General features: G+C 63.1%; 11 protein-coding genes. 5 read left to right on the forward strand and 6 right to left on the reverse strand.

Going from position 1 to position 26,084, the window contains the following annotated elements:
* The coding region (locus C9383_RS22345) for an AMP-binding protein (RefSeq protein ID WP_146164718.1) at positions 1-1,257 on the forward strand (1,257 nt) is incomplete at its 5' end.
* A 3-nt stretch (positions 1,258-1,260) separates the two neighbouring features.
* Entirely contained in the window at positions 1,261-13,098 is an 11,838-nt protein-coding gene (locus C9383_RS22350) for a non-ribosomal peptide synthetase (protein ID WP_090371671.1), read from the forward strand.
* Positions 13,099-13,333: 235 nt separating this feature from the next.
* Here the strand turns inward: C9383_RS22350 and C9383_RS22355 are convergent, their stop codons facing one another.
* Together C9383_RS22355 and C9383_RS22360 are read right to left on the reverse strand one after the other, a co-directional pair.
* Positions 13,334-15,775, reverse strand: a complete 2,442-nt coding sequence (locus C9383_RS22355; protein WP_090371669.1) for a TonB-dependent siderophore receptor — start codon at positions 15,773-15,775, stop codon at positions 13,334-13,336.
* 110 nt (positions 15,776-15,885) lie between these two features.
* The gene (locus tag C9383_RS22360) at positions 15,886-17,538 is read right to left on the reverse strand and encodes a cyclic peptide export ABC transporter (RefSeq protein ID WP_060755324.1); all 1,653 of its coding nucleotides are present in this window, start codon (positions 17,536-17,538) and stop codon (positions 15,886-15,888) included.
* Between the two features lie 199 nt (positions 17,539-17,737).
* On the opposite strand from C9383_RS22360, the gene C9383_RS22365 reads away from it, so the two are divergent.
* Positions 17,738-18,565 carry a formyl transferase gene (locus tag C9383_RS22365; protein WP_090371667.1) on the forward strand — a complete coding sequence of 276 codons (828 nt, stop codon included), beginning with the start codon at positions 17,738-17,740 and terminating at the stop codon, positions 18,563-18,565.
* A 185-nt stretch (positions 18,566-18,750) separates the two neighbouring features.
* Here C9383_RS22365 and pvdO read toward each other — a convergent pair whose 3' ends face one another.
* The 3 genes from pvdO to pvdM are packed head-to-tail and all read right to left on the reverse strand — an operon-like array spanning position 18,751 to position 22,292.
* Positions 18,751-19,623, reverse strand: coding sequence for a dihydropyoverdine dehydrogenase (gene pvdO, locus C9383_RS22370; RefSeq protein ID WP_090371665.1), 873 nt, complete (start codon positions 19,621-19,623; stop codon positions 18,751-18,753).
* Positions 19,624-19,654: 31 nt separating this feature from the next.
* A complete protein-coding gene (gene pvdN / locus C9383_RS22375) occupies positions 19,655-20,923 on the reverse strand; it encodes a pyoverdine-tailoring periplasmic protein PvdN (RefSeq protein ID WP_090371664.1) in 1,269 nt (422 codons plus the stop codon).
* Positions 20,924-20,942: 19 nt separating this feature from the next.
* Complete coding sequence (pvdM, locus tag C9383_RS22380; RefSeq protein WP_090371662.1) at positions 20,943-22,292, reverse strand: pyoverdine-tailoring dipeptidase-like protein PvdM; 1,350 nt, start codon at positions 22,290-22,292, stop codon at positions 20,943-20,945.
* A gap of 141 nt (positions 22,293-22,433) precedes the next feature.
* Here pvdM and pvdP point away from each other — a divergent pair, with 141 nt between their 5' ends.
* Both pvdP and C9383_RS22390 read left to right on the forward strand, forming a co-directional pair.
* Complete coding sequence (gene pvdP, locus C9383_RS22385; RefSeq protein ID WP_090371660.1) at positions 22,434-24,068, forward strand: pyoverdine maturation tyrosinase PvdP; 1,635 nt, start codon at positions 22,434-22,436, stop codon at positions 24,066-24,068.
* Between the two features lie 56 nt (positions 24,069-24,124).
* Positions 24,125-25,477, forward strand: coding sequence for a Fic family protein (locus C9383_RS22390; protein ID WP_090371658.1), 1,353 nt, complete (start codon positions 24,125-24,127; stop codon positions 25,475-25,477).
* Positions 25,478-25,484: 7 nt separating this feature from the next.
* Here C9383_RS22390 and C9383_RS22395 read toward each other — a convergent pair whose 3' ends face one another.
* Positions 25,485-26,027: an acyl-CoA thioesterase gene (locus C9383_RS22395; protein ID WP_090371656.1), complete on the reverse strand. Its 543-nt coding sequence runs from the start codon at positions 26,025-26,027 to the stop codon at positions 25,485-25,487.
* Positions 26,028-26,084: the final 57 nt, after the last annotated feature.

Below are 26,084 nucleotides of genomic sequence, written 5' to 3' on the forward strand. Positions count from 1 at the left end.
ATGTCCTTCGCTTTCGACGGCTCCCACGAAGGCTGGATGCACCCGCTGATCAACGGCGCCAGCGTGCTGATCCGCGACGACAGCCTATGGCTGCCGGAATACACCTACGAACAGATGCACCGTCACAAGGTGACCATGGCGGTATTCCCGCCGGTGTACCTGCAACAACTGGCCGAGCATGCCGAACGTGACGGCAACCCGCCGGCCGTGCGTGTGTATTGCTTCGGCGGTGATGCGGTGGCGCAGGCGAGCTATGACCTGGCCTGGCGCGCACTGCGCCCGACCTACCTGTTCAACGGGTATGGCCCGACCGAAACCGTGGTCACCCCGCTGTTGTGGAAAGCCCGCCAGGGCGACCCATGCGGGGCGGTGTATGCGCCGATCGGCACGCTGCTGGGCAACCGCAGCGGCTACGTGCTCGATGCGCAGTTGAACCTGCAACCCATCGGCGTGGCCGGTGAGTTGTACCTGGGCGGCGAGGGCGTGGCGCGGGGTTACCTGGAGCGTCCGGCGCTGACCGCCGAGCGTTTTGTGCCGGACCCGTTCGGCCAGCCCGGCAGCCGTGTGTACCGCAGCGGCGACTTGACCCGTGGGCGTCCGGACGGCGTGGTGGATTACCTGGGGCGTGTCGACCATCAGGTGAAAATTCGCGGTTTCCGCATCGAACTGGGCGAAATCGAAGCGCGCCTGCGCGAGCAGGACAGCGTGGGTGAAACCGTGGTGGTGGCCCAGGACAGCCCGACCGGCAAGCAGTTGGTGGCGTACGTCGTGCCGGCCGATGCCGGCCTGAGCAATCAGGCCGAGTTCCGTGACGCCTTGCGCCGCGCCCTGAAAGCCCGCCTGCCGGATTACATGGTGCCTGCGCACTTCATGTTCCTGGCCCAGATGCCGCTGACGCCCAACGGCAAGCTCGACCGCAAGGGCCTGCCCGAGCCGGACGCAAGCCTGCTGCAACAGCAGTACGTGGCACCTGAGAGCGAACTGGAGCAACAGATCGCCGCGATCTGGGCCGAGGTACTGCGCCTGCCGCAGGTGGGCTTGAACGACAACTTCTTCGAAGTCGGCGGCCACTCCTTGCTGGCGATCCAGATCACTTCGAGGGTCCAGGCCGAACTGGGCCTCGAGGTGCCGCTGGTGGAACTGTTCCAGACCGAATCGCTGCGCAGCTACGTGCAGGCTGCAGCCACCTTCCGCGCCGGCAGCGCGGAAGATTTTGATGATCTACGTGACTTTTTGAGCGAACTAGAGGCGATTTGAACCATGCTTTCCAACCCCAATATCGACCTGGTGTCGCGCTTTCTTCGCTTGCCTCTGGAGCAGCGCCAGCAGTTCTACCAGCGCTTGCAAAGCCGTGGCATGAGTTTCGCTCAACTGCCGATTGCCCCCACGCGGCACGATGCCGAGGCACTGCCGTTGTCTTACGCCCAGGAACGCCAATGGTTTCTCTGGCAACTGGACCCAGAGAGCGCCACCTACCACATCCCCGGTGCCCTGCGTTTGCAGGGGCGCCTGGACCTGACGGCACTGCAGCGCAGCTTCGACAGCCTGCTGGCCCGCCACGAAAGCCTGCGCACCCGTTTGGTCGAGCAGGGCGAACAGGTGCTGCAAACGGTGCTGCCCGAGGCGCAGGTCGAGATCCATCAGGCGTGCATTGAAGAAGCGCAGTTGCTGGCCTTCGTGGAAGCGGAAGTCGCGCGGCCGTTCGATCTGCACCAGGCGCCGCTGTTGCGGGTGACCCTGTTGCAGCTGGCTGAAGACGAACACGTGCTGGTGATGGTGCAGCATCATATCGTCTCCGATGGGTGGTCGATGCAGGTGATGGTCGAGGAGCTGGTGCAACTCTACGCGGCCTTCAGCCAGGGCGCTGAGCGGCAATTGCCGGCGCTGCCGATCCAGTACGCCGACTACGCCCTGTGGCAACGCGGCTGGATGGAGGCGGGGGAGCGCGCGCGTCAATTGGAGTACTGGCAAACTCTGTTGGGCGGCGAACAACCGGTGCTGGAACTGCCCCTGGACCGCCCGCGCCCGGCCCAGCAAAGCCATCGCGGTGCGAGCCTGCAAGTGGACTTGCCCGCAGCGCTGGTCGCGGGTCTCAAACGCCTGGCGCAGCAAGAGGGCGTGACGCCGTTCATGTTGTTGCTGGCGTCGTTCCAGACCTTGCTCTATCGCTACAGCGGGCAGTCGGATATCCGTATCGGCGTGCCGATTGCCAACCGTAACCGCGTCGAGACCGAGCGGCTGATCGGCTTTTTCGTCAATACCCAAGTGCTCAAGGCCGACCTTGACGGGCAGATGACCTTCGCCGAACTGCTGCAACAGACTAAACGCCGCGCCCTCGAAGCCCAGGCCCACCAGGACCTGCCATTCGAGCAACTGGTGGTGGCCTTGCAGCCGGAACGCAGCCTGAGCCATAACCCGTTGTTCCAGGTGATGTTCAACCATCAGACCGACGCCCAGGGCGGTCGCGACGGCCAGCAACTGCCGGGCCTGCGTGTGGTGGAGCTGGACTGGGACAACCACACCACCCACTTCGACCTGAGCCTGGACACTCATGAGTCCGCCGAAGGGTTCTGGGCGGCGCTGACCTATGCCACCGACTTGTTCGACGCTGCGACGATCACGCGTCTGGCCGAGCATTGGCAGAACCTGCTGGCGGCGATCGTCAGCACGCCTCAGCGCCGTCTCGCCGAACTGGCCATGCTGAGCACCGCGCAAACCCACGCGCTGCTGCACGACTGGAATGCCCCGGCGACGGCCGCCGAACCCGAGGCGGTGCATCATCGGTTCGAGGCCCAGGCCCAGGCTCAACCCGAGCATCCGGCGCTGGTGCTGGATGATCAGGTCATCAGCTATGGCGAATTGAACCGGCAGGCCAACCGTCTCGCGCACTACCTGATCGACCAGGGCGTCGGCCCGGAGGTGTTGGTGGGCGTTGCCGTCGAGCGCTCCTTTGCGATGGTGGTCAGCCTGCTGGCGGTGCTCAAGGCCGGGGGGGCCTATGTGCCACTTGATCCGCAGTATCCCCGCGAACGCCTGGTGCACATGCTCGAAGACAGCGCCGCGCAATGGGTGCTCACCCAATCCCACTTGCGCTCGCGCCTGCCGTTGCCGGCGGGGCTGGCGGCATTGGACCTTGACCTTGCCGACAGCGCATTGGCGCAGTACAGCGACGAGAATCCGCAACGGGCTTTTGAACCGCAAAGCCTGGCCTATGTGATCTACACCTCCGGCTCCACCGGCAAACCCAAGGGCGTTGCCATCAACCATGCCGCCTTGAGTGAGTTCGCCGGTATCGCGGCGCATTATTCACGGCTGGTCCCGAGTGACCGGGTGTTGCAGTTCGCGACCCTGAACTTCGATGGTTTCGTCGAGCAGCTGTACCCGGCGCTGACCCTGGGTGCCAGCGTGATTCTGCGCGGGCCGCAGCTGTGGGACGGCGCCGAGTTGTACCGGCAGATCATCGCCCAGGGCATCACCCTGGCCGACTTGCCGACCGCCTACTGGAAGCTGTTCCTGCACGATTGCCTGGCCGCCGGGCCACGCAGCTATGGGGCGTTGCGCCAGATCCATATCGGCGGCGAAGCCATGCCGCTGGATGGGCCGATGTTGTGGCAGCGGGCGGGACTGGGCCATGTGCGCCTGCTCAACACCTACGGGCCGACCGAAGCCACGGTGGTGTCCAGCGTGCTCGATTGCACCGACCCCGCCAGCGTGGTCGGCGTCACGGCCAGCCCGATTGGCCGTGCACTGCCTGGGCGCGGCTTGTATGTGCTGGACGGAGACCTGAACCTGTTGCCGACCGGGGCCGTGGGCGAGCTGTATATCGCCAGCGTCAGCGGTTTGGCCCGCGCCTATTTGCAGCGCCCGGGCCTGACCGCCGAGCGCTTTGTCGCCGACCCGTTCAGCGCCGCCGGCGAGCGTCTGTATCGCAGCGGCGACCTGGCGCGTTATCGCGCCGACGGTGTGGTCGAGTACGTCGGGCGTGTCGACCACCAAGTGAAAATCCGCGGTTTCCGCATTGAACTGGGGGAGATCGAAGCCTTGCTGCTGGCCCAGGACAGCGTGCGCGAAGCGCTGTTGCTGGCGGCCGACAACCAATTGTTGGCCTATCTGGTGCCGACGCAGCCATTGTCCGAAGCCGAGCGCGTAGCGGCGGGCGAGCTATTGATGCAGACCCTGCGTGAGCATCTGCCGGACTACATGGTGCCCGCGCACCTGATCTTCCTTGACCGCATGCCCCTCAACCCCAACGGCAAGCTGGACCGCCAGGCGCTGCCCAAGCCGGACGGCAGCCCGCTGCAGCAGGCATGGCTGGCGCCGGTCAGCGCGTTGCAGCAGCAAGTCGCGGCAATCTGGGCGGATATCCTGGGTGTCGAGCGGGTCGGTTTGAACCAGCACTTCTTTGAGCTGGGCGGGCATTCGCTGCTGGCAATGCAGGTGGTATCGCGTATTCGCCAGGCGCTGGGCCTGGAAGTGCCGCTCAAGGCGCTCTTCGAACACCCGCGCCTGGAAGCCTTCGTGGCCGCGATGCAGGTCCAGGACAACAGCGCGCCAACGGCTCCGGCCTTGTTGCCGGCCGGTCGCGAACAGCCGTTGCCGCTGTCGTACGCCCAGGAACGGCAGTGGTTTCTCTGGCAATTGGAGCCCCACAGCGCGGCCTATCACATCCCCAGCGCACTGCGTTTGCACGGGCAGTTGGACCATGCCGCGCTGCAACGCAGCTTTGACACGCTGCTGGCCCGTCATGAAAGCCTGCGTACCCATATCCGCCAGGAGCATGCAGGCGCGGTGCAGGTGATCGAGGCGTTTGCGAGGTTGCCCATCACCCAGGTGGATATCGATGAAACCCAGCTCAAGGCGCGGGTCGAGGCAGAGATCGCCCAGCCGTTCGATCTGCAACAAGGCCCGTTGTTGCGCGTGACCTTGTTGCGCCTGGCTGCGGACGAACATGTCCTGGTGCTGGTGCAGCATCACATCGTCTCCGATGGCTGGTCGATGCAGTTGATGGTCGAGGAACTGGTGCAGTTGTATGCCGCTTACAGCCAGGGCCAGGACTTGCAGCTGCCGGCGTTGCCGATCCAGTACGCCGACTATGCCGTGTGGCAGCGCCAGTGGATGGAAGCCGGCGAGAAAGCGCGTCAGTTGGCGTACTGGCGCGACGTGCTCGGCGGTGAGCAAAGCGTGCTGGAGTTGCCGTTCGACCACCCGCGCCCGGCCGTGCAAAGCCATCGCGGTGCGCGCCTGGCCATTGAGCTGGCGCCGGCTTTGACGGTTGAGCTCAAGGCGTTGGCCCAGCAACAAGGCGTCACGCTGTTCATGCTCTTGCTGGCGTCGTTCCAGACCCTGTTGCACCGCTACAGTGGCCAGGAAGAGATTCGCGTCGGCGTACCGATCGCCAACCGCAACCGCAGCGAGACCGAACGCCTGATCGGTTTCTTCGTCAACACCCAGGTGCTCAAGGCCGATCTGCACGGCCAGATGAGTGTCGAGCAGTTGCTGCAACATACCCGCCAGCGGGCGCTGGAGGCTCAGTCGCATCAGGATTTGCCGTTCGAGCAACTGGTCGAAGCCCTGCAGCCGGAGCGCAGCCTTAGCCACAACCCGCTGTTCCAGGTGATGTTCAACCACCAGACCGATGTCGGCCAGGCGCAGGTGCAGCGGCAACTGCCACGCCTGCGGGTTGAAGGCCTGGAGTGGGAAAGCAAGACCGCCCACTTTGATCTGGACTTGGATATCCAGGAGTCTACCGAAGGTATCTGGGCGACCTTGGGGTACGCCCAGGACCTGTTCGAAGCCGCCACCGTGCAACGCATGGCCCGGCATTGGCAGAACCTGTTGCAAGGCATGGTCGCCAACCCTGCACAACCCCTGAGCCAACTGCCGTTGCTGGATGCTGCCGAGCAACAGCAGATTCTCGAACGCTGGAACTGCACCGATTCCGGCTTCTCGGCCGAGCGCCTGGTGCATGAACTGTTCGCCGACCGCGCCCGAGAGAACCCCGACGCCGTTGCAGTGAAGTTCGATACGCACACCCTGAGTTATGGCGAGCTTGACCGCCAGGCCAACCGCCTGGCCCATGCGCTGATCGCCCGTGGCGTGGGGCCGGAAGTGCGTGTGGCCATCGCCATGCCGCGCAGTGCCGAAATCATGGTGGCCTTCCTGGCGGTGCTCAAGGCCGGTGGCGTGTACGTGCCGCTGGATATCGAGTACCCACGCGATCGCCTGCTGTACATGATGCAGGACAGCCGCTCCCAGCTGTTGCTGACCCATTCGGCGGTGCAGCATCGGTTGCCGATTCCCGACGGTTTGCAAGCCCTGGCAATCGACGAGGTGTCGGTGTGGGCAGATTACAGCGACAGTGCGCCGCAAGTGACGCTATACGGCGACAACCTGGCCTACGTGATCTACACCTCCGGTTCCACCGGCCTGCCCAAGGGCGTGGCGGTGTCCCATGGGCCGTTGGTGGCGCACATCATCGCCACCGGCGAGCGCTATGAAACCGGGCCGACCGATTGCGAATTGCACTTCATGTCCTTCGCTTTCGACGGCTCCCACGAAGGCTGGATGCACCCGCTGATCAACGGCGCCAGCGTGCTGATCCGCGACGACAGCCTGTGGCTGCCGGAATACACCTACGAGCAGATGCACCGTCACAAGGTGACCATGGCGGTGTTCCCTCCGGTGTACCTGCAACAACTGGCCGAGCATGCCGAACGAGACGGCAACCCTCCGGCCGTGCGCGTGTATTGCTTCGGCGGTGATGCGGTGGCCCAGGCGAGCTATGACCTGGCCTGGCGCGCACTGCGCCCGACCTACCTGTTCAACGGGTATGGCCCGACGGAAACCGTGGTCACGCCGCTGCTGTGGAAAGCCCGCAAAGGCGACCCGTGCGGGGCGGTGTATGCGCCGATCGGCACGCTGCTGGGCAACCGCAGCGGTTACGTGCTCGATGCGCAGTTGAACCTGCAACCCATCGGCGTGGCCGGTGAGTTGTACCTGGGCGGCGAGGGCGTAGCGCGGGGTTACCTGGAGCGTCCGGCGTTGACCGCCGAGCGTTTTGTGCCGGACCCGTTCGGCAAGCCCGGCAGCCGCGTGTACCGCAGCGGCGACCTGACCCGTGGCCGCCCGGACGGCGTGGTGGATTACCTGGGGCGTGTTGACCATCAGGTGAAGATCCGTGGTTTCCGCATCGAACTGGGTGAAATCGAAGCGCGCCTGCGCGAGCAGGACAGCGTGGGTGAAACCGTGGTGGTGGCGCAGGACGGCCCGACCGGCAAGCAACTGGTGGCCTATGTGGTGCCCCTGGACCCGACCCTGCTGGACGACGCCGTGGCCCAGTCCAACGGCCGCGAAGCCCTGCGTCGCGCCTTGAAAACCCGCCTGCCGGACTACATGGTGCCCACGCATCTGCTGTTCCTCGAACGCATGCCGCTGACACCTAACGGCAAGCTCGACCGCAAGGGCTTGCCGAAGCCGGATGTGAGCCAGTTGCAGCAGGTATATGTGGCGCCCCAGAGCAAGCTGGAGCAGCAGATCGCCGCGATCTGGGCCGATGTGCTGCGTTTGCCGCAGGTGGGGCTGCACGACAACTTCTTCGAACTGGGCGGTGACTCGATCATTTCGATCCAGGTGGTCAGCCGCGCGCGCCAGGCCGGTGTGCGGTTCACGCCCAAGGACCTGTTCCAGCACCAGACCGTGCAGAGCCTGGCTGCCGTGGCCCGTGAAGGCGAGGGCGCGGTGCAGTTGGACCAGTCGGCGCAGACCGGCGCGTTGTTGCTGCTGCCGGTGCAGCAGGCGTTTTTTGCCGATGAGATTCCCCAGCGTCACCACTGGAACCAGTCGGTGGTGCTGCAACCCCACCAGCCATTGCAGGCGTCGCTGCTGGTCGCGGCCTTACAAGCGCTGATCGTGCACCACGATGCCCTGCGCACGGCATTCGTCGAGGGCGCGGCGGGCTGGAACGCGACGTATCGCGAGCCGCAGCTGCATCAGGCGGATCAGCTGTTGTGGCAGACGTCGCTGAACCAGGTCGAGGAGCTCGACGCCCTGGGCGACGAAGCCCAGCGCAGCCTTGATCTGGCGGCCGGCCCCTTGCTGCGTGCGGTGCTGGCGCAATTGCCCGACGGCTCCCAGCGTTTGCTGCTGGTGATCCACCATTTGGTGGTGGACGGCGTGTCCTGGCGCATCCTGCTGGAAGACCTGCAACGCGCCTATCAGCAGCTCGCCCAAGGTGCCCCAGTGGTCTTGCCGGCCAAGACCAGCGCCACCCGCGCCTGGGCCGAACGCCTGCAAACCTATGCGCGCAGCGCGGCGCTGGAGCAGGAATTGAGCTGGTGGCAAACGCAGTTGCAGGGCAGCCCGACCGATTTGCCGGTGGCCGACCCGCACGCCAGCTTGAGCAACCGCCTGGCGCTGAGCGTGAGCACCCAACTGGACGCGAGCGATACCCGTCGTTTGTTGCAAGACGCACCGAGTGCCTACCGTACCCAGATCAACGACCTGCTGCTGACGGCGCTGGCCCGAGTCATCGTGCGCTGGACGGGTGAGGCGTCGATGTTGATCCGCCTGGAGGGCCATGGGCGCGAAGACCTGTTCGACGAGATCGACCTGACCCGTACGGTCGGTTGGTTCACCAGCCTCTATCCGCTGCAACTGGTGCCGGCGGACTCCCTGGCCGCGTCCCTCAAACAGATCAAGGAGCAACTGCGCGCGGTGCCCGACAAGGGCCTGGGGTTTGGCGCGCTGCGCTACCTGGGTAATCCCGAGGCACAACAGGCGTTGGCCGCCTTGCCGCGCCCACGCATTACCTTCAACTACCTGGGGCAGTTCGACGCCAGTTTCGACAGCGGCGAGCAAGAGGGGCTGTTCGCGCCCTCCGGTGACGCCAGCGGTGCCGAGCAGAGCCCCGATGCACCCCTGGGCAACTGGCTGGAGATCAACGGCCAGGTGTACGGCGGCGAGCTGAAGTTGAACTGGAGTTTCAGCCAGGCCATGTTTGACGAAGCGACCGTGCAGCAGCTGGCCGACGATTACGCCGCGCAACTCAAGGCGCTGATTGATCACTGCTGTGAGCCGGCCAGCCAGGGCGTGACGCCATCGGACTTCCCCTTGGCGCGGTTGTCGCAAGCGCAACTGGATGCCTTGCCGCTGAATGTCGGTGAGGTCGAAGACCTGTATCCGCTGTCGCCCATGCAGCAAGGCATGTTGTTCCAGTCGTTGTATGGCGCAGGGTCTGGGGATTACATCAACCAGATGCGTATCGATGTGCAGGGCCTGGACGTCCCGCGTTTTCGCCAGGCGTGGCAGGCGGCGGTCGACCGTCACGAGATCCTGCGCAGTGGTTTCCTCTGGCAGACCGAGCTTGAGCAACCCTTGCAGGTGGTCTACAAACAGGCCCGCCTGCCGTTTGCCGAACTCGATTGGCGCGAGCGGGCAGATAGCGCCCAGGCGCTGGATGACAGGGCGCAGGCCGCCAGGACCCAGGGTTTTGTGCTGGAGCAGGCGCCGTTGTTGAGCTTGTCGGTGGTGCGTACCGCAGCGTCGAGTTATCACCTGATCTACACCAACCACCATATGCTGATGGACGGCTGGAGCGGTTCGCAGCTGTTCGGCGAAGTGTTGCAGCAGTACGCCGGTGAAGCGTTGCCGGCGCCGACCGGGCGTTACCGCGACTACATCGCCTGGTTGCAGGCACAGGACAAGGCGGTCAGCGAAGCGTTCTGGAAGGACCAGCTGGCAAACCTGCGTGAGCCGACCCGCCTGGCCCGTGAGGTGCGCGACGCGCAACCTGGGGCCAACGGCGAATACCGCCTGAGCCTGGATGCCGCGCAAACCGAACAGCTGAAAGCCTTCGCCCAGCGCAACAAAGTGACGCTCAATACCTTGGTGCAAGGCGCCTGGCTATTGCTGCTGCAGCATCACACCGGGCAGGCCACGGTCGCCTTCGGTGCCACCGTGGCCGGGCGCCCGGCGGAACTGCGTGGCATCGAGCAGCAGGTCGGCTTGTTCATCAACACCCTGCCGGTGGTGGCGACGCCGGACGCGCAATGGACGGTCAGCCAGTGGCTGCAACAGGTGCAGGCACAGAACGTGCGCTTGCGTGAGCAGGAGCACACGCCGTTGTTCGACATCCAGCGCTGGGCCGGGTTGGGCGGCGAGGCGTTGTTCGACAGCATCCTGGTGTTCGAAAACTACCCGGTGTCCGAGGCGCTGGAGCAGAGCGCGCCGTCGGGCCTGAGCTTTGGTGCGGTGCACAGCCTGGAGCAGACCCACTATCCACTGACCGTGCTGCTGGCGATTGGCGATACCTTGGGCCTGGAGTTCAATTACAACCGCCAGTACTTCAGCGCACCGCATATTCAACGCCTGGCCGAGCACTTCCAGCAATTGCTGCAAGCACTGGCCGGCGATGCCTCGCAGCGCCTTGGTGCATTACCTTCACTGGCCCGCGACGAGCGAGAGCAGGTGCTGCTGGGATGGAACGCGACGGCCGAGACGTATCCGCTGGATCAGGCGGTGCATCAATGGATCGAAGCACAGGTGGTGCGTACGCCGCAGGCGCCGGCCGTGGTGTTTGGCGGGCAGTGCCTGAGCTACGCCGAATTGAATGCGCGGGCCAACCGCCTGGCCCATCGCTTGATCGCAGAGGGTGTCGGGCCGGACGTGCTGGTCGGGCTGGCGCTGGAGCGTTCGCTGGAAATGGTGGTGGGCCTGTTGGCGGTGCTCAAGGCCGGCGGCGCTTACGTCCCGCTGGACCCGGAATACCCGCGTGACCGGCTGGCCTACATGCTCGAAGACAGCGGCGTTGCCTTGTTGTTGACCCAGGGTCACCTGCTGGCGCAACTGCCGATCCCCCAGGGCGTCCAACACCTGGTGCTGGAACCGGGGGATGCGTGGCTGGCGGGCCATGCCGAGCACAACCCAGGCATTGCGGTCGATGGCGAAAACCTTGCCTATGTCATCTACACCTCGGGTTCCACCGGTCAACCCAAGGGCGCCGGCAATCGCCACAACGCCCTGACCAACCGGTTGTGCTGGATGCAGCAAGCCTATGGCCTGGATGCCAGTGACAGTGTGCTGCAGAAAACCCCGTTCAGCTTCGACGTGTCGGTGTGGGAGTTCTTCTGGCCGTTGATGACCGGCGCGCGCCTGGTCGTGGCAGCGCCGGGAGATCATCGTGACCCGGCCCGGCTGGTCAAGTTGATCAACGCCGAGACCATCACCACGCTGCACTTCGTACCGTCGATGTTGCAGGCATTCCTGCAGGATGCGGCGGTTACCTCGTGCCATAGCCTGCAACGCATTGTGTGCAGTGGTGAAGCCTTGCCTGCGGATGCCCAGCAGCAAGTGTTTGCCAAGCTGCCGGATGCAGCGTTGTACAACCTGTATGGCCCCACCGAGGCGGCTATCGACGTGACCCACTGGACCTGTGTGGAGGAGGGTCGCGATGCCGTCCCGATTGGTCGACCGATCGCCAACCTCGCTTGCTACGTGCTGGACGGCAACCTGGAGCCGGCGCCGGTGGGCGTGTTGGGCGAGTTGTACCTGGGCGGCAGGGGCCTGGCGCGGGGTTATCACCGCCGTCCGGCATTGACCGCCGAGCGCTTTGTGACTGACCCGTTCGGCAGCGGCGAGCGGCTGTATCGCACCGGCGACCTGGCGCGTTATCGCGACGACGGCGTGATCGAGTACGCCGGGCGCATCGACCACCAGGTGAAGCTGCGCGGCTTGCGTATCGAGCTGGGAGAAATCGAGGCGCGCCTGCTGGAGCACGCGAGTATTCGTGAAGCGGCGGTGCTGGCGGTGGATGCGGCGTACCTGGTGGGTTATGTGGTGCTGCAACAGCCAGAGGACGACTGGAAGGGCGCGGTCATGGCCCATCTGGGCGCGCAGTTGCCGGACTATATGGTGCCGGCGCAGTGGGTGGTCCTGAGCCAGATGCCGTTGAGTCCCAACGGCAAGCTGGATCGCAAGGCCTTGCCCAAGCCCCAGGCTCAGGGCGCCGAGCGCTATCAGGCGCCCCAGACCGAGCTGGAGCAGCAGGTGGCGGCGATCTGGAGCTACGTGCTGGGTGTGGAGCGGGTAGGGCTGAACGACAACTTCTTCGAGCTGGGCGGCCATTCGTTATTGGTGCTGATGCTCAAGGAGCGGATCCGCAAGCTCAGCGAGGTCGATTTGTCCATCAGCCAATTGATGCTCAACCCGACCGTGCGCGGCCAGGTCAACTGCTTGCAGGGCGACACGCGTCGCTCGCTGATCGTCAAGCTCAACAGCCAGACGCAAGGCACACCGCTGTTCATGTTCCACCCAAGCTTTGGCTCGGTGCATTGCTACACCGCGATCGCCCTGGCACTCAGGGAGCAGCGTCCGGTGTTCGGGGTGATCTGCCGCGCACTCGCCGAAGCCGGTACGCCGGTGCCGCCGTGGCAGGCGATGGTCGAGGATTACACGGCGCAACTGTTGGCGGCGCAGCCCCAGGGCGCCTTCCGCCTGGCAGGCTGGTCGCTGGGTGGCAACCTGGCGATGGAAGTCGCCTATGGCCTGGAGCAGGCCGGGCGCGAGGTTGAGTTTGTCGGCTGGATCGACTCGGCACCGCCGCAATGGCTCAAGCCGTATTGGGATGCGGTGGTAACCCAGGATGATCGCGAGGTCTCGGCCAACGAGCGACGTGCGGCCTTGCTCGGGGTGATGTTCCCGGCCTTTGCCGAACAGATCCAGGACGCCTGGCAGGCGTGTCAGCGCGAGGCTGAGGACCAGCAGTGGTCGGTGTTCGTCGCCTGGGCCGAACAGACCCTGGGCGAAGCCTTCACGGCGATCAAGGAGGAGTTGCTGCGTGGCAATGAGGCGCAGATCTCCTGGGAGGTTGACCGGGCCCTGAGCGAACGCATGACGGCATCCGACTTCAAGCCGATCAAGGCCCCCGTGAGTTGCTGGTGGGCGTCCATGAGCCGGGCAGGGCGCTTCAAGGACCTGATCGAGCAGAACATGGCGACGGTGATCGGCCAGGGGCGCATCGAGCGTTCGGTGATGATCGATACCGACCATGACGGCATCATCGACAGCGCCGCGTTCATCAGCAGCCTGGTGGCCGCCATGTAGCGAGCGGGGTAAGCCCAAATGCCAGTCAGTTAAGGCTTAACGCGGTTACTGTGGGAGGGAGCAAGCCCCCTCCCACAGGTTGTCCATCGTTCGTTCTATCGCTTAACTGATTGGCAGTAGGGCCAGCCCGCACAAGGTTCGGTCGCAAGGGGACAAGGTATAAAAAAACGCCCGATGAAAGCAGGGCTCTCATCGGGCGTTTGTTCGACCACGCTGGCGTGGTCAAGGGCTCAGGTCAGAAGTCCCAGCGGGTGCTGACCATCACGTTGCGCGGCTCACCGTAGGCGGCCGAGTTATAGAAGCCCACGTTGGTGTAGTAGGACTTGTCGAAGATGTTGTTGAAGTTGACGGTTGCCGACAGGTTCTTGGTGACCTGGTAGCGGGTCATCAGGTCCACCAGCCAGTAGGATTCCTGGGTAATGTCCTGGTTCTGGTTGAGGGGTTGGTTCCAGACCTCTTGCCAGCCCTTGGTCTGCCAGCGCACGCCGCCGCCGATGGTGAACTTGTCGAGGTCACCCTTGAGCTTGTAGGTGGTGTTCAGGTTGACCTGGTGCTCGGGTTCGAAGGTGGAGATTTTCTTACCGTCGTCGTCACGCACGATCTTGTGGGTGTAGCCGCCCTGGACTTGCCAGCCCGGGCTCAGCTCACCGGAAATCTCTGCCTCATAACCCTTGGTGACCGCCTTGGAGCTCTTGAACGCGTAGTTGTTCGGGGTTGGCGTCTGGTTGTTGTAGGCGTCGTCCGAGATCGGCCGGTTGGTCTCGTGCACTTCGAAGTAGGCGATGCTGGTGTTCAGGCGGCCGTCGAAGAACTCACCCTTGAGGCCCAGCTCGTAGTTTTGCCCTTCGTCCGGGTCCAGCAGTTTGCTGTCGCGGTCCTTATAGGTGCTTTCCTGGGGCTGGAAAATATCGGTGTAGCTGGCGTACGCGGAGAAGTTGTCGTTGAGGTCGTAGATCACCCCGGCGTAAGGGATGAACCGCCCGGTTTCCTTGTACGAAGGGTTGTTGCCGGTGACATGGTAGTTGGCCACGCGACCGCCGAGGATCACGTTCAGGTCATCGATCACGTTCAAGCGTGTGGTCACGTAGTAGCCGTTCTGGCGGATAGTGTCGTCGATGTACTGCTGGACCGGCCCGTAGATTGGCCTGCCGAGCTTGCCGTTCCAGTTGTAGAAATCGACTTTGTTGCCCTGCGGCCATTCCGGCGACCAGTAACCTTTGCCTTGCCAGCGCGAAGTACCGATCGAGCCGCCCACGACCAATTCATGTTCACGACCAAAGAGGCTGAACGGCCCGGTGGCATAAAGATCGGCCGAGGTGCTTTTGGTTTCACCCGTGTATTTCTGTCCGTTGATCTCGGCGGTGCCATCGGCGGCCGGCTGGACGAACTGAATCGATGCAAGGTCAGCGTGGTAGCCGTTGATCTTGTGGTCCAGTTGCAGTTTGGTCACCCAGCCGTCACCCAGGTCATGCTCGAGCATGGCGAAGGCGGTACGGGTGTTCTGCTCCCATGAACTCCAGGTGGTACCGTTGTTGTAGGAGCGCGGCATCTTGTTGATGCTGCCGTTGGAGTTGACCAGCGGGAACGCGCCGGACCAGCTGGAACCTTTCGGAATGTTGTCCTGGTAGTCGAAGCCGACGGTCAGCATAGTGTCCGGGGACAGGTCGAATTCGGTGATGCCGTAGTAGGTTTCGGTCTTGCGCGAGTAGTGGTCCATGAAGGACTTCTTGTCCTGGTACGCCGCCACCGCCCGGCCACGCACATTGCCGCTCTCGGTCAAGGGGCCGCTGACATCGACTTCACTGCGATAGTTGTCCCACGAGCCTGCGCCCACGGTCACATGGCCCTTGAAGTCGGCGGTGGGCTTCTTGCGGATCAGGTTGATGGTCGCGCCCAGGGAGCCTGCGCCGTTGAGCAGGCCGGTGGCGCCCTTGAGGATTTCGATACGGTCATAGATCGCCATGTCGCTCAGGGTATTGCCCGCCGAGTAGCCGACGTTGCGCACGCTGGACGGAATACCGTCGTACTGGAAACTGTTGACCGAGAAACCCCGGGAGTAGTAGTTGGTGCGGTCGGTGTCATAGGCCGACACGGTGATGCCCGGGGTGTGGCGCATCACGTCATCGACGTTGTTGAGGCCGAAGTCTTCGATGTGCTGGCGGGTGACCACGGTGATCGACTGTGGGGTCTGGCGTGGCGTGAGGGTCAGGCGCGTCGCGGTGGCGATGGTGCCTGGGGTGTAGGAGCCGGAGCCCTCGGTAATATTGCCCAGCACGTTACCGTTGACCTGAGTGGGGCTCAGCTCCAGGGCAGTGGTGTCGCCGGCAGCAGCAACGGTCAACGCATTACCGTTGAGGCTGTGGGTGGTCGATGTGCCCGCCAGCAACTGGTCAATGGCTTGCTGTGGCGCCATCTTGCCCTTGACCGCACGGCTGTTTTTGCCCTGCACATCGCTGGGGCTGTACAACACCTGCACGTTGGCCTGGCGCCCGAATTCCTGGAGTGCGCTCCCCAGCGCCTGGGCAGGAATATTCAACTCGATCTCCTGAGCCTGCACATAGCCTGCGATCGGCAACGATACTGCCAGGGCCAAGGCGCTTGGAAGAAGGTTGATGTTCAGGGCCCGGCGCATGGTTAACGCCTTGCTCAGTGGGCTGAGGCCGAGTCGTGCTGGCATGGATGCTTTCTCTTCTAGGTTTTAAGTGGGCAAATTCTAGGTGTTAATTGAGGCTGGTTCTCATTACCACTAGTGAGACGTTCCTACCTCAGAAAACCGGAAAACAAAATTCACGCCGGTTCCAGCGCGTGCACCACCTGGCCGGCACGCAAGCGCACCAACTGGTCGGCGATATCGAAATAACGGTCGTCGTGGCTGATCACGATGATGGTTTTGCCCAGGCGCTTGAGGTCCGGCAGCAGCTCGGTGTAGAAGATCCGGCGGAACGCCGGGTCCTGGTCGGCGGCCCATTCGTCGAACACCAGCACCGGGCGCTCCTCCAGCCAGGCGTTGACCAGGGCCAGGCGCTTGCGCTGGCCGGTGGACAGGTCGGTGGTGCTGAACACGCCATCCTTGACGCTGACCTTGTGCGCGATTTCCAGGCGCTCCAGGTATTTGGCGGCACTGTCCAGCGACTGCGTGGCGCTGCCCTGCACCAGGTCATCGAACAGGTAATAGTCGGAGAAGATCGTGGTGAACAGCTGGCGATAATCGTCGCGCTCGGGGTCGGTCACGGTCTCGTCATTGAGGCGGATTTCACCCGACTGCGGGGTGTACAAACCCAGCAGCAGTTTGATCAGGGTGGTCTTGCCGCTGCCGTTTTCGCCGACGATAAACACGATGTCGCCTTGCTTGATGCTCAGGTTGATCGGCCCCAGGTGGAACGGCGCGCTACCCTCGACCGCCGGCGGGCTGTAGCTCACATTGCGCAGCTCCAGGCTGTTGACCATCGGCTTGGGCGCCTCGCTGTCGTCCATCAGCAGGTGCGGCTCGGGCGACGAGAAACGCTCGGACAATTCACTGATACGGCCAAAGGCGATCTTCGCCTTGCCCACCACCGGCAGGTAACCCAGCAGATGTTCCAGGGGGCCTTTCATGTACAGCAGCACCAACACGAAACCGGTGATCACCGTGGGGTCCGGGTTGGGGTTGTATGCCTGCATCGCCAGGGCCAGGCCGATGACCACGAAGAACAGCATCGAGCCGAAGGTCTTGGCCAGGATATAGATGTTGACCGAGCGCACCTGGATGTCGCTGATGCGGTCGGCGGTTTCCTGGATGCGGTGGGTGTTCATGCGAAAACGCCGTGGGCGGTGCATGCGCAACTCCTTGGCGCCGGAGGCAATCGCGTTGTAGTAACGCTGCAATTCATCCTCATGGCTGCGCGCCAGGTCGAAACCCTGGATGCCTTTGCCGCCGGCAATGAACTGCACGGCGCTGCCGATGATGATCGCCACCACCATCATCAGGAACATCGGCACCGACAAGTAGGCCAGGTAGCCCAGGCAACCGAGGGTGACCGTGGCGGCGATGGCCAGCGGGGTGAATGCAAAGGAAAAGTCGCTGATGGTGTCGACATCGTGGGTCAGCACCGGGATCAGGCGGTGGGAACGATAGCGTTCGATCTGCCCGATGGGCGCCGACAACACCTTCTCGCCGAGGTCTTTGCGCAGGGCGGCAATGATGCGCTGCCCGACGTAGTTGGTGCCGATGTCCGAGATGATCGAACTGACCAGCGCCACAACACACAGCGCCGCAAAGGTCAGCACCACGCCCTGGGTCATGCCGTTGGCCGAGTGCAGGGCATTGTTGATGGTGGCCAGCAGCAGGGTAATGGCCAGGCCGCCCGCCATGCCGAGGGCGACGGAGACCGTCACGATCATACGAAAGGGCCTGAGCAGGGCGAGCAGGCCATTGAAGGCGCCGCGTTTGGGGTCGGTCATAAGTACATCCCGGAGAGTGAAAAGAGGGGCTGGGCACACAGACCCTTACCCCTGACAAACGAAGCGTCGGCGCAAGGATTTAGCTCGGCGCGCCGGGCGGCGGCCACGCCGGATAAATTGCCGCGACGCTGGTTCGTTCTTGTGCTGTAGGCGCACGTGTATCCACGCGCTGCGCAGTCCCCTCAGCGAGAGCGAAACAATGACGAAAAAGAACCTGGTGTATGTGTGGTCCCTGAGAAATGCCGCCGCCGACAAGGCCGGGCAGCCGGTGGCCTACAAGGACCACGAGCGCTACATGAAGTCGGTGCTGGAGTTTCTGGTGGGATCCCTCAATGACACGCCGCTGGGCCAGCGCTACAACCTGGTGGGCGTGGTATATGACGATGACGAGCAGAACCCACGGGACCAGCAACTGGTCAGCGACTATGGCTTTGCCTACCAGCCTGGCCGCCAGTGGTTGTACCCGGCGGACTTGCGGGTGCAGGGCACGCTGGTCAACGACCTGCTGCTGAGTGTGCCGTCCACCTACCGTCGCTTGCCGCGTGGCAGCGCGGAACATATCGCCGGCAAGCAGGATTTCGAGCGTCGCCTGCACGACACGCTGGTGGAGTTGAAGGCCGATATCGTGGTGCTGGACGGTTTGCTGGTGATCCTCGATGAGCTGGTACGCCCCGGCGCGCCGTTTGCCCGACGCATCATGAATATCCACCCCGGCATTACCCGCCTCGAGTCGCCCTATGAGCGCCGTGGCGCCTATGCCACCTGGAATGCGTTGTACGGAGCGCGTGGCCAGGCGGTGGTGGATTGGGCGACCAAAGAGACCAAGCCTTGCGAGCCGCTGTACCTGACTGGTGCGTCGTTCCACTACGTGGACAACGGTATCGACTCCGGTGAAGTCTTCCACGACGTGCTCAACACCGAGATATCGCCGCAGGACACCATCCTTGAACTGCGCTGGAACAACTTCAACAACAGCTTGTTCCCGGCGTTGCATGAAGGGCTGGAGTTGTTGGCCCAAAAGGGCTGAGTGTGCATGTGATCCGAGTGTGGGAGGGGGCTTGCCCTAATGCCAGTCAGTTAAGCGAAAGAGCGGACGATGGATAACCTGTGGGAGGGGGCTTGCTCCCGATGACGGTGTATCAGGTTCAGAAACCGTGACTGATACACCGCCATCGGGAGCAAGCCCCCTCCCACAGGGGATTAGAGTGTGCGCTAGAGATCACGCACTACGCGAAACCCGATCCAGTCGCCCCGCGTCTGCGGGTAGATGTTGTTGCGGTTGCCCGAGCGCGAGAATACCGGTGCTTCGCCCCAGTCATTGCCGCGGATCTGGTAGGACTCGCAGTTCGGCTCCATCCAGGCGCTGCCGTCGGTCGGGGCGCCGATGTAGTTGGGGTGTTCGCAATCGGCGACCCGTTCGTAGACGTTGCCGTGCATGTCATACAGACCAAACGCATTCGGCGGGTAGCTGCCCACCGGCGATGAATAGCTGTAGCCGTCCGCCGGGCCATAGGTGTTGGCATGCTGGGCGATGCTGTAGCCCTTGCCTTCATCGAACGGGAAGGGGAATGGCCCGGTGGAGCCGGCGCGGGCCGCGTATTCGCGTTGGGCTTCGCTGACCATGTGGTATTGCTGGCCGGTTTTCTTCGACAGCCAAGCCACGTAAGCCTTGATGTCGTCCATGTCCATGCACACCGCCGGCTGGCGCGGCCCCTGGGGGTAGCGCGGTTTGCTGGCGATGCATTCACGACCAGGGCGGTCGTCACCATTGGCGATCTTGACGCCGGTCTGGCGGACGTAGCTGTCCCATTCGCCGGCTGTGACCTGGAAGCGGCTCATGGCGAACGGCTTGGCAAAGGTCACTGCATGCATCGGGCCTTCATCGGGCTCGCGGCCGACTTCGTCTTCCGGTGTGCCCATGGTGAACGTGCCGGCGGGCAGTACCACCATTTCCGGGCAGTCCTTGCAGTCCTTGAACACTTTGCCGGGTTGCGCGGCGGCGGCCTGGGCCAACCCCGGCAGCAAGGTGCTGCACAGGGCGGTCAGCGCCAGCGTGGTCAAGGGTTTGAGTCGCAATGCAATCATGGGGACGCCTCGTTCAAAGGAAGAATGGGAGTCACAACCGCTGGCTCAGCACGGTCATGAAACGGTGTATCTCATCCGAGCTGTTCAGCAGGCCGGGGGAGGTGCGGATCACCGGGCCGACATCACGGTCGACCGCGTCGATGACCACGCGGTTTTTCATCATGTGCGCGGCCACCGCATCGCTGTCCTGGCCCTTGACCCGGAAGAACGTAAACCCCGCCGACAGCTCGGGGCTGCGCGGTGTGACCAGCTCGATTTGTGGGTGAGCCAGCAGCTGGTTCTTCAATTCGCTGTTGAGGGCATGGATGCGCGCCTGCACCGGCGCCTTGCCCAGTTGCAGGTGCAGCTTGAACGCCTCGTCGGCCGCCCAGCGATGCTCGAAGGCGTGATAACCGCCGGGCGTCATGGTGGTGGCGAAGTTGGTGTCTTCGGAGAAGGTCGGCACCATCGGCGTGACGTACTTGTTCTCGGTTTCGCGGGCGCAGACCAGGCCGGTACCGCGTGGGCCAAACATCCATTTGTGCGTGCCGGCGATGAAGAAATCGCAGTGCATGTCCGGGAAGTTGAGGTTTTCCACGCCGAAGCCGTGTACGCCATCGATCACATACAGAATGCGGTCCTGGTCGTCACGGTTGCGATTATGTTCCGCCACCAGTTTGCCGATCTCGCCGACCGGCAGTTTCACGCCGCTGCCCGATTGCACCCAGGTCATGCCGAGTACGCGGGTGTTGGGGCGCAGGTTGCGCTGGATATTGCCCAGCACTTCATCTGCGGACACCTGGCTGGGGTTGTCGAACAGCGCGATGCGGCGCACCTGGGTGCCTTGTTTCTGCACGCGAAAATCCAGGCTGTTCTGGGTCGCGTAATGCTCGTGCACCGTCGTCAGGATTTCCTGGTCGGCACGCACCTTGATCCCGCCGTAGATCATCGCCAAGCCTTCGGACGTGCTGCCGGTCAGGGCGATCTGCGCCGGTGTGGCGTTCAGGTAGCGCCCGGCCCATTCACGGACCTGGCCTTCGCGCTTCCAGGTTTCCTGCAGGTCCCAGTCCATTGCCAGCCCGGGGTTGCGGTCGATCTGCATGCGGTAGCGCTCGATGGCGTCGCGCACGGGCTTGGGGTGTGACGCTACCAGGAAGTTGGAAAAGTGCAGGTAATCCGGGTCCTGGTTGAACAGTTGCTTGAGTCCCGTCCATGGGTCGTTCGCCAGCGGTGTGGCTGGTGCTGCCAGTGCCTGTGGCAGCAGCGGCAGGCCGGCGGCGAGTACGCCGGCCTGCTTGAGAAAAGTACGGCGGTTGGTCATGGACTTACTTCGTCGGTGATTAACGGTTGGCCAAAGGCTTGGCGGCTTTTTGTACCTGGTCCCAGACCCGCAGGAAGTTACCGCCCCACAGCTTGGCGATATCGGCTTCGGAGTAGCCGCGCTGGATCAGTTCGGCGGTGACATTGCGCACTTCGCCGACGTTCTCCCAGCCCTGGATGCCGCCGCCGTCGTTGAAGTCCGAAGCGAGACCGACGTGATCGATACCGATCTTGCGCACGGTGTAGTCGATGGCGTCGCCCAGGTCCTTGAGGGTGGCCTTGGGTTCTTCGTCGAGGATGGCGTACAGCGCACTGGCGTATTGGCCGAAGCGCTGTTCGGGCCATGCGGCAATGATTGCGTCGCCGGGCATCAAGGCCACGGCCAGGTTGGGCAGGGGCGGCAGGTCGAAGCGTGCGCGCAGGGCGTTGAGCTTGTCCTGGGTTGGCTGGCTCAGCGGGCGCAGGTAGGCGGAAAAGCCTACGATCTGCACCACGCCGCCGCTGTTCTTGATCAATTGCAGCTCTTTGTCGCTGAGGTTGCGCGGGATGTCGACGAACGCCCGCGGTGCCGAGTGGGAGGCCACCAGCGGCGTGCGGCTCGTCTGTGCCACTTGCTCCAGGGCTTTGGTCGACATCTGCGACACATCAATGATCACGCCCAGGTCATTCAGGCGGTGGACGGCTTGCTTGCCGATCTCCGACAGTCCCTCGAGGGCGTCCACCGAGTCGTTGAAAAACGGCAGTGGCCGCGAAGAGTCGGACCAATCGTTGTTGCCCACGTAACTGAAGCCGAACATGCGCATGCCGCGCGCGGTCCACAGGTCCAGCTGGTTCAGGTCGTTGCCCAGCGGGTAGGCGTTGAGCATGCTGATGAAAATCGCGAACTTGCCCTCGCCATGCAGGCGCCGGAAATCATCCGGGGTGTAGGCGATGCCCACCTGGTTGGGGAAGTCGCGCACCATGCCGGAGATGATCTTGTAGCGCACCTCCTGCTCGTGGCGGGCTTCTTCGACAAAGCCCTCGGTGGGTTTGTGAGGCGCGTTGGGGCCGTTCCAGATTTCCGGCCAGCCGAAAATGGTCAGCGCCGCGCCGGACAAGCGACCACGCGCCGCCTTGGCCAGGTCGAACTGGCCGCCGCCATCCTTGTCGGCCTCGTTGCCGGCGGTGCCGAAATCCAGGGGGACGGTGATGTGGCTGTCGAAAGACAACAAACGGTCCTGCATCTCGTTGGCCTGCTTGATCACCTCCAGCGGGTAACCGGCATTGCCCTTGAACCAGTGATCCCAGGCCAGGAAACCGGCCCCGGCACCGATCGCCAGTGCCAGCGGCAGGCCGATGTACAGCGCCTTTTTCGAACGTGGTTTTGTCATTGCCATCTCAGTCAGTTGCGGCCTTTGCTATCAGGGAGGAACGAGCGATGGCGGGGGAAATTTAGAGCCAGCGATGCACCGGTAAATTTTGCCGGGCTGCAAACGTTCTAGCTCTGATTAAGCCGTTTCCTAAGGTAGACAATGACGATCTCTCGACGTGGGTTCATCGCAGGCCTGGCGCTGACCGGCGCGGCTGTGCCGGCGGCCCTTTATGCCCATCGTGAGTTGACGCGCGAAGAAGCGTTCCCCATCACCCCCGGCGAAGCCACGGTCGACCTGGCCGATACCCAAGGCCAGCACTTGGCCAATACCTTGCGTGGCGTCTGGAACCTGCGCCTGGAAGGGCGCGATGCCGGCCTCAAGGGTTTGCCTTCGCAAGGCCTGGCGCTGCTGCTGGACATCGCCCCCCGTGGCCGTGGCCTGCGCGGTTACCTGGACACCGCCGACAACCTGCGCGCCGAAGGCGAGCCGCGTTACCGCGTGCTGGGCGATCTGGTGACGGGTGAGGGCGCCTTGCTCTATTGGCGGCTGATCGACCGCGATTCGCCCGCCGGCGTCCCCGCCTATGAATTCAAGATGACCCTCGATGAAGTCTGGGCCGATTTCGGCAACGCCGGCAGCGGTACTCTGACCGGGCAGATCCTCGACCTCAATCGCCCATTGGCGCTGACCGAACGCGACAACCGTTTTGTCGCGCACAAACAACTGTTCCCCGAAGCCCGCCAGCGTATCGGCCTCAATCCCACGTTGCTGGCCTGGTTGATCTCGCCCGAGCATCGCCTGTTTCACCAGCTGTGGCACGCCACCCGCGACCAATGGCACAAGCTCTCCGAGGAGAAACGCGACGCCCTGCGCGGCATCGGCTGGCAGCCCGGCCCGCGTGGCCAGGAGCGTGATGCGCGAGGCCAGCGCAAGGACCGCAACGGCTCGGGCATCGATTTCTTCTTCATGCACCGGCATATGCTCGGCACGGCGCGCTCCATGCAGGACCTGCCGTCATGGCCGCAATTCCCCGAACCGCAACCGGCGCTGGAACGCGACCGCCTGGGCTTCCTGCGTTACTTCGACAACCACGACGGCTTCGCGCTGCCGCCGGCCTGGTCGGCCCCGGACGATGCCGATTACACCCAATGGGTCGGTGACATCAAGGCGGCCGAGACTTACCACAGCAACTTCCAGGTGTGGGAGTCGCAGTACCGCGACCCGCGTTACCTGGCCAAGTTGACCCTGGGCCAGTTGGGCTCGGAAATGGAACTGGGCCTGCATGACTGGCTGCACATGCGCTGGGCCTCGGTACCTCGCGACCCGTCCAATGGTGCCCCGGTGCCTTTCGCCCGCGACCCCTCGGACTTTGCCGCCCGCTGGTATGCGCCCGAAAACGACTTCCTCGGCGACCCGTTCTCCTCCCACGTCAACCCGGTGTTCTGGCATTTCCACGGCTGGATCGACGACCGCATCGAAGACTGGTTCCGTGCTCATGAACGCTTCCACCCGGGCGAAGTGAGCCGCCGCGAAGTCAACGGCGTGGCCTGGTTTGCCCCAGGTCGTTGGGTCGAAGTCGACGACCCGTGGCTGGGCCCCGATACCCACGGCTGCAGCACCACGCCAGGGCTGCAAATGGGCCGCTCAATGGAGATGGACCCGGAAACCATGAAGCTGGCCCTGCGCATCACCTTCGGCACCGATGACGACCTGCTCAAGGGCTGGTTCAAGCGCGTGCCGCAACGGCCGTGGTATGCGCGGCATTTGAAGGTCAAGCGCGAGGGTCAGGCTTGACACCCGGCAGCCGGCGCGCAAGGATCAACTCAATTTTTGAAAATTGAGTTTCAGCGATGGCGAAAATCCATAAGCCAGCCGACTTTGCGGTGTTGTTAAAGCAATACGGCCTGGAGATTTTTGAGCTGGCACGCCAATACAAGGCGGTTGACGGCAAAGGGCGGTATTTGCACTGGGATGAATTTCGCCGCTATCCGTCACCGGGTGTCGACAAGGACGCCGCATGGGCCGCCATCAAGATGGCTCGGGCCTGTGGGAGCAAGACGCTTGAGCTGCGCAGCGAGTGCGACAGCCCTTTTTTCTTATACAACACTGATTTTTGTGATGCGGTGATTCACGCTGTTGAGTCGATCACGTCCCGGTTGGGAGGCGCGGCGGCGGCATCGCCCCAATATCGGGACAACACCCAGTATCTGGTGGACTCATTGATGATGGAGGAGGCGATTTCCAGTGCTCAACTGGAAGGTGCGGCGACGACCCGTAAAATCGCCAAGGACATGTTGGCTAAGGAGCGTGCGCCACAGAACGACGATGAGCGGATGATCCTTAACAACTATCACCTGATGCGGCATGCCAAATTTAACAAAGACGAACCGCTTTCTGTTGCGTTGATCTGCGAGTTTCACGGCATTGCTACAGCGGGAATAGACGAGGAAGACGTCCATCCGGGGCATATCAGGATCCATGACGATATTTTTGTCGGCGGGGCGTCTGATGAAGTGGTCCATCAACCCCCCAGGGCGGCGCTGCTGCCGGACAGGCTTGAGGCGCTTTGCCGGTTTGCGAACGAGCGGCATGACGGTCAGGGTGGCACGCACTTTATCCATCCAGTCGTGAAGGCCATCATCCTGCATTTCATGATCGGTTATGAGCATCCCTTCAGGGACGGTAATGGGCGAACCGCACGTTCTTTGTTTTACTGGTTCATGCTCAAAAGTGGCTATTGGCCGTTTGAATACATTTCCATCAGTACGCTGCTCAAAGAAGCCCCGATGCAATATGGCCGTTCCTATATCTACACCGAAACCGATGCGTTTGATCTGACTTACTTCGTCATCTACCAATTGCGGATCATCGAGCGCGCCATCCATGATTTTATGGATTACTTCGAAGGGAAACGGCAAGAAGCCCTGGAACTGATGGGGTGGGTGGACACGCTGGAGTTGAAGGAGGGATTGAATTATCGCCAGGCTCATTTCTTGAAGAAAGTGCTCCAGCATCCGGGACGTGTATTCACCCCCAAGGAACTCACCCACGACTATGACATCTCGGAAAATACCGCACGTAAGGACCTTGAGAAACTGCTGGGCATGAAAGTGCTGTTCAAGGTCCAGGAAGGTAAATCGTTCCTGTATGTGGCACGAGAGGATGGGCAAGCCAACTTGAAGGCGCTGGCATCTGCGAGTTAGGTGAGGCTCAAACCTGCTCCTCCCCCCGCAGCTGCACGCTCATGGCGTCACAGCTGGCTGCCCAGTCGCTTAACCACTGCGGCATCGCAGGTGAGGTCTCGTCCAGGCCCAGTTCGCGCAGGAAATCCGCCGGGGGCAGGGTGCCCTTGGCGTTGCGGAACAGCCCGCGCATCACCACCACGCCAACCACCCGGCCCTGGCTGACGAAGCGGTGCTCCATCAGGCTCCACTTGTGGTCCCAGCCGAGCATGCGGGTATGCACTTCGAACGCTTCGAACAGTTTCAACTCGCGGCGGAACTTGCCCCAGGTATCGCCCACGATCGGCAAGGCTTTTTGGCGCAGGGCCACGCGAAAGGCGCCGGTGCGCAGTACAAAATCCATGCGTGCCACGTCCGCCAGGGAAAAATACCGGCCATTGGTGACATGCCGGTTGAGGTCCAGGTCCAACGGCCACACCCGCATGCGCACCACGGTGGTGTCCAGCCCATGCACAGGGTTACGCCAGGGGCGGCGGCACAGCATGCGGAACAAGCGAAACCAGAGATTCATAAAAACGCCAGGCAGTTGATCGGAGCGGGCACTGTAAAGGTGTCGGATCGGCTAAGG

This window comes from Pseudomonas palleroniana (assembly GCF_003031675.1).
GTDB classification, from domain to species: Bacteria; Pseudomonadota; Gammaproteobacteria; order Pseudomonadales; family Pseudomonadaceae; genus Aquipseudomonas; species Aquipseudomonas palleroniana.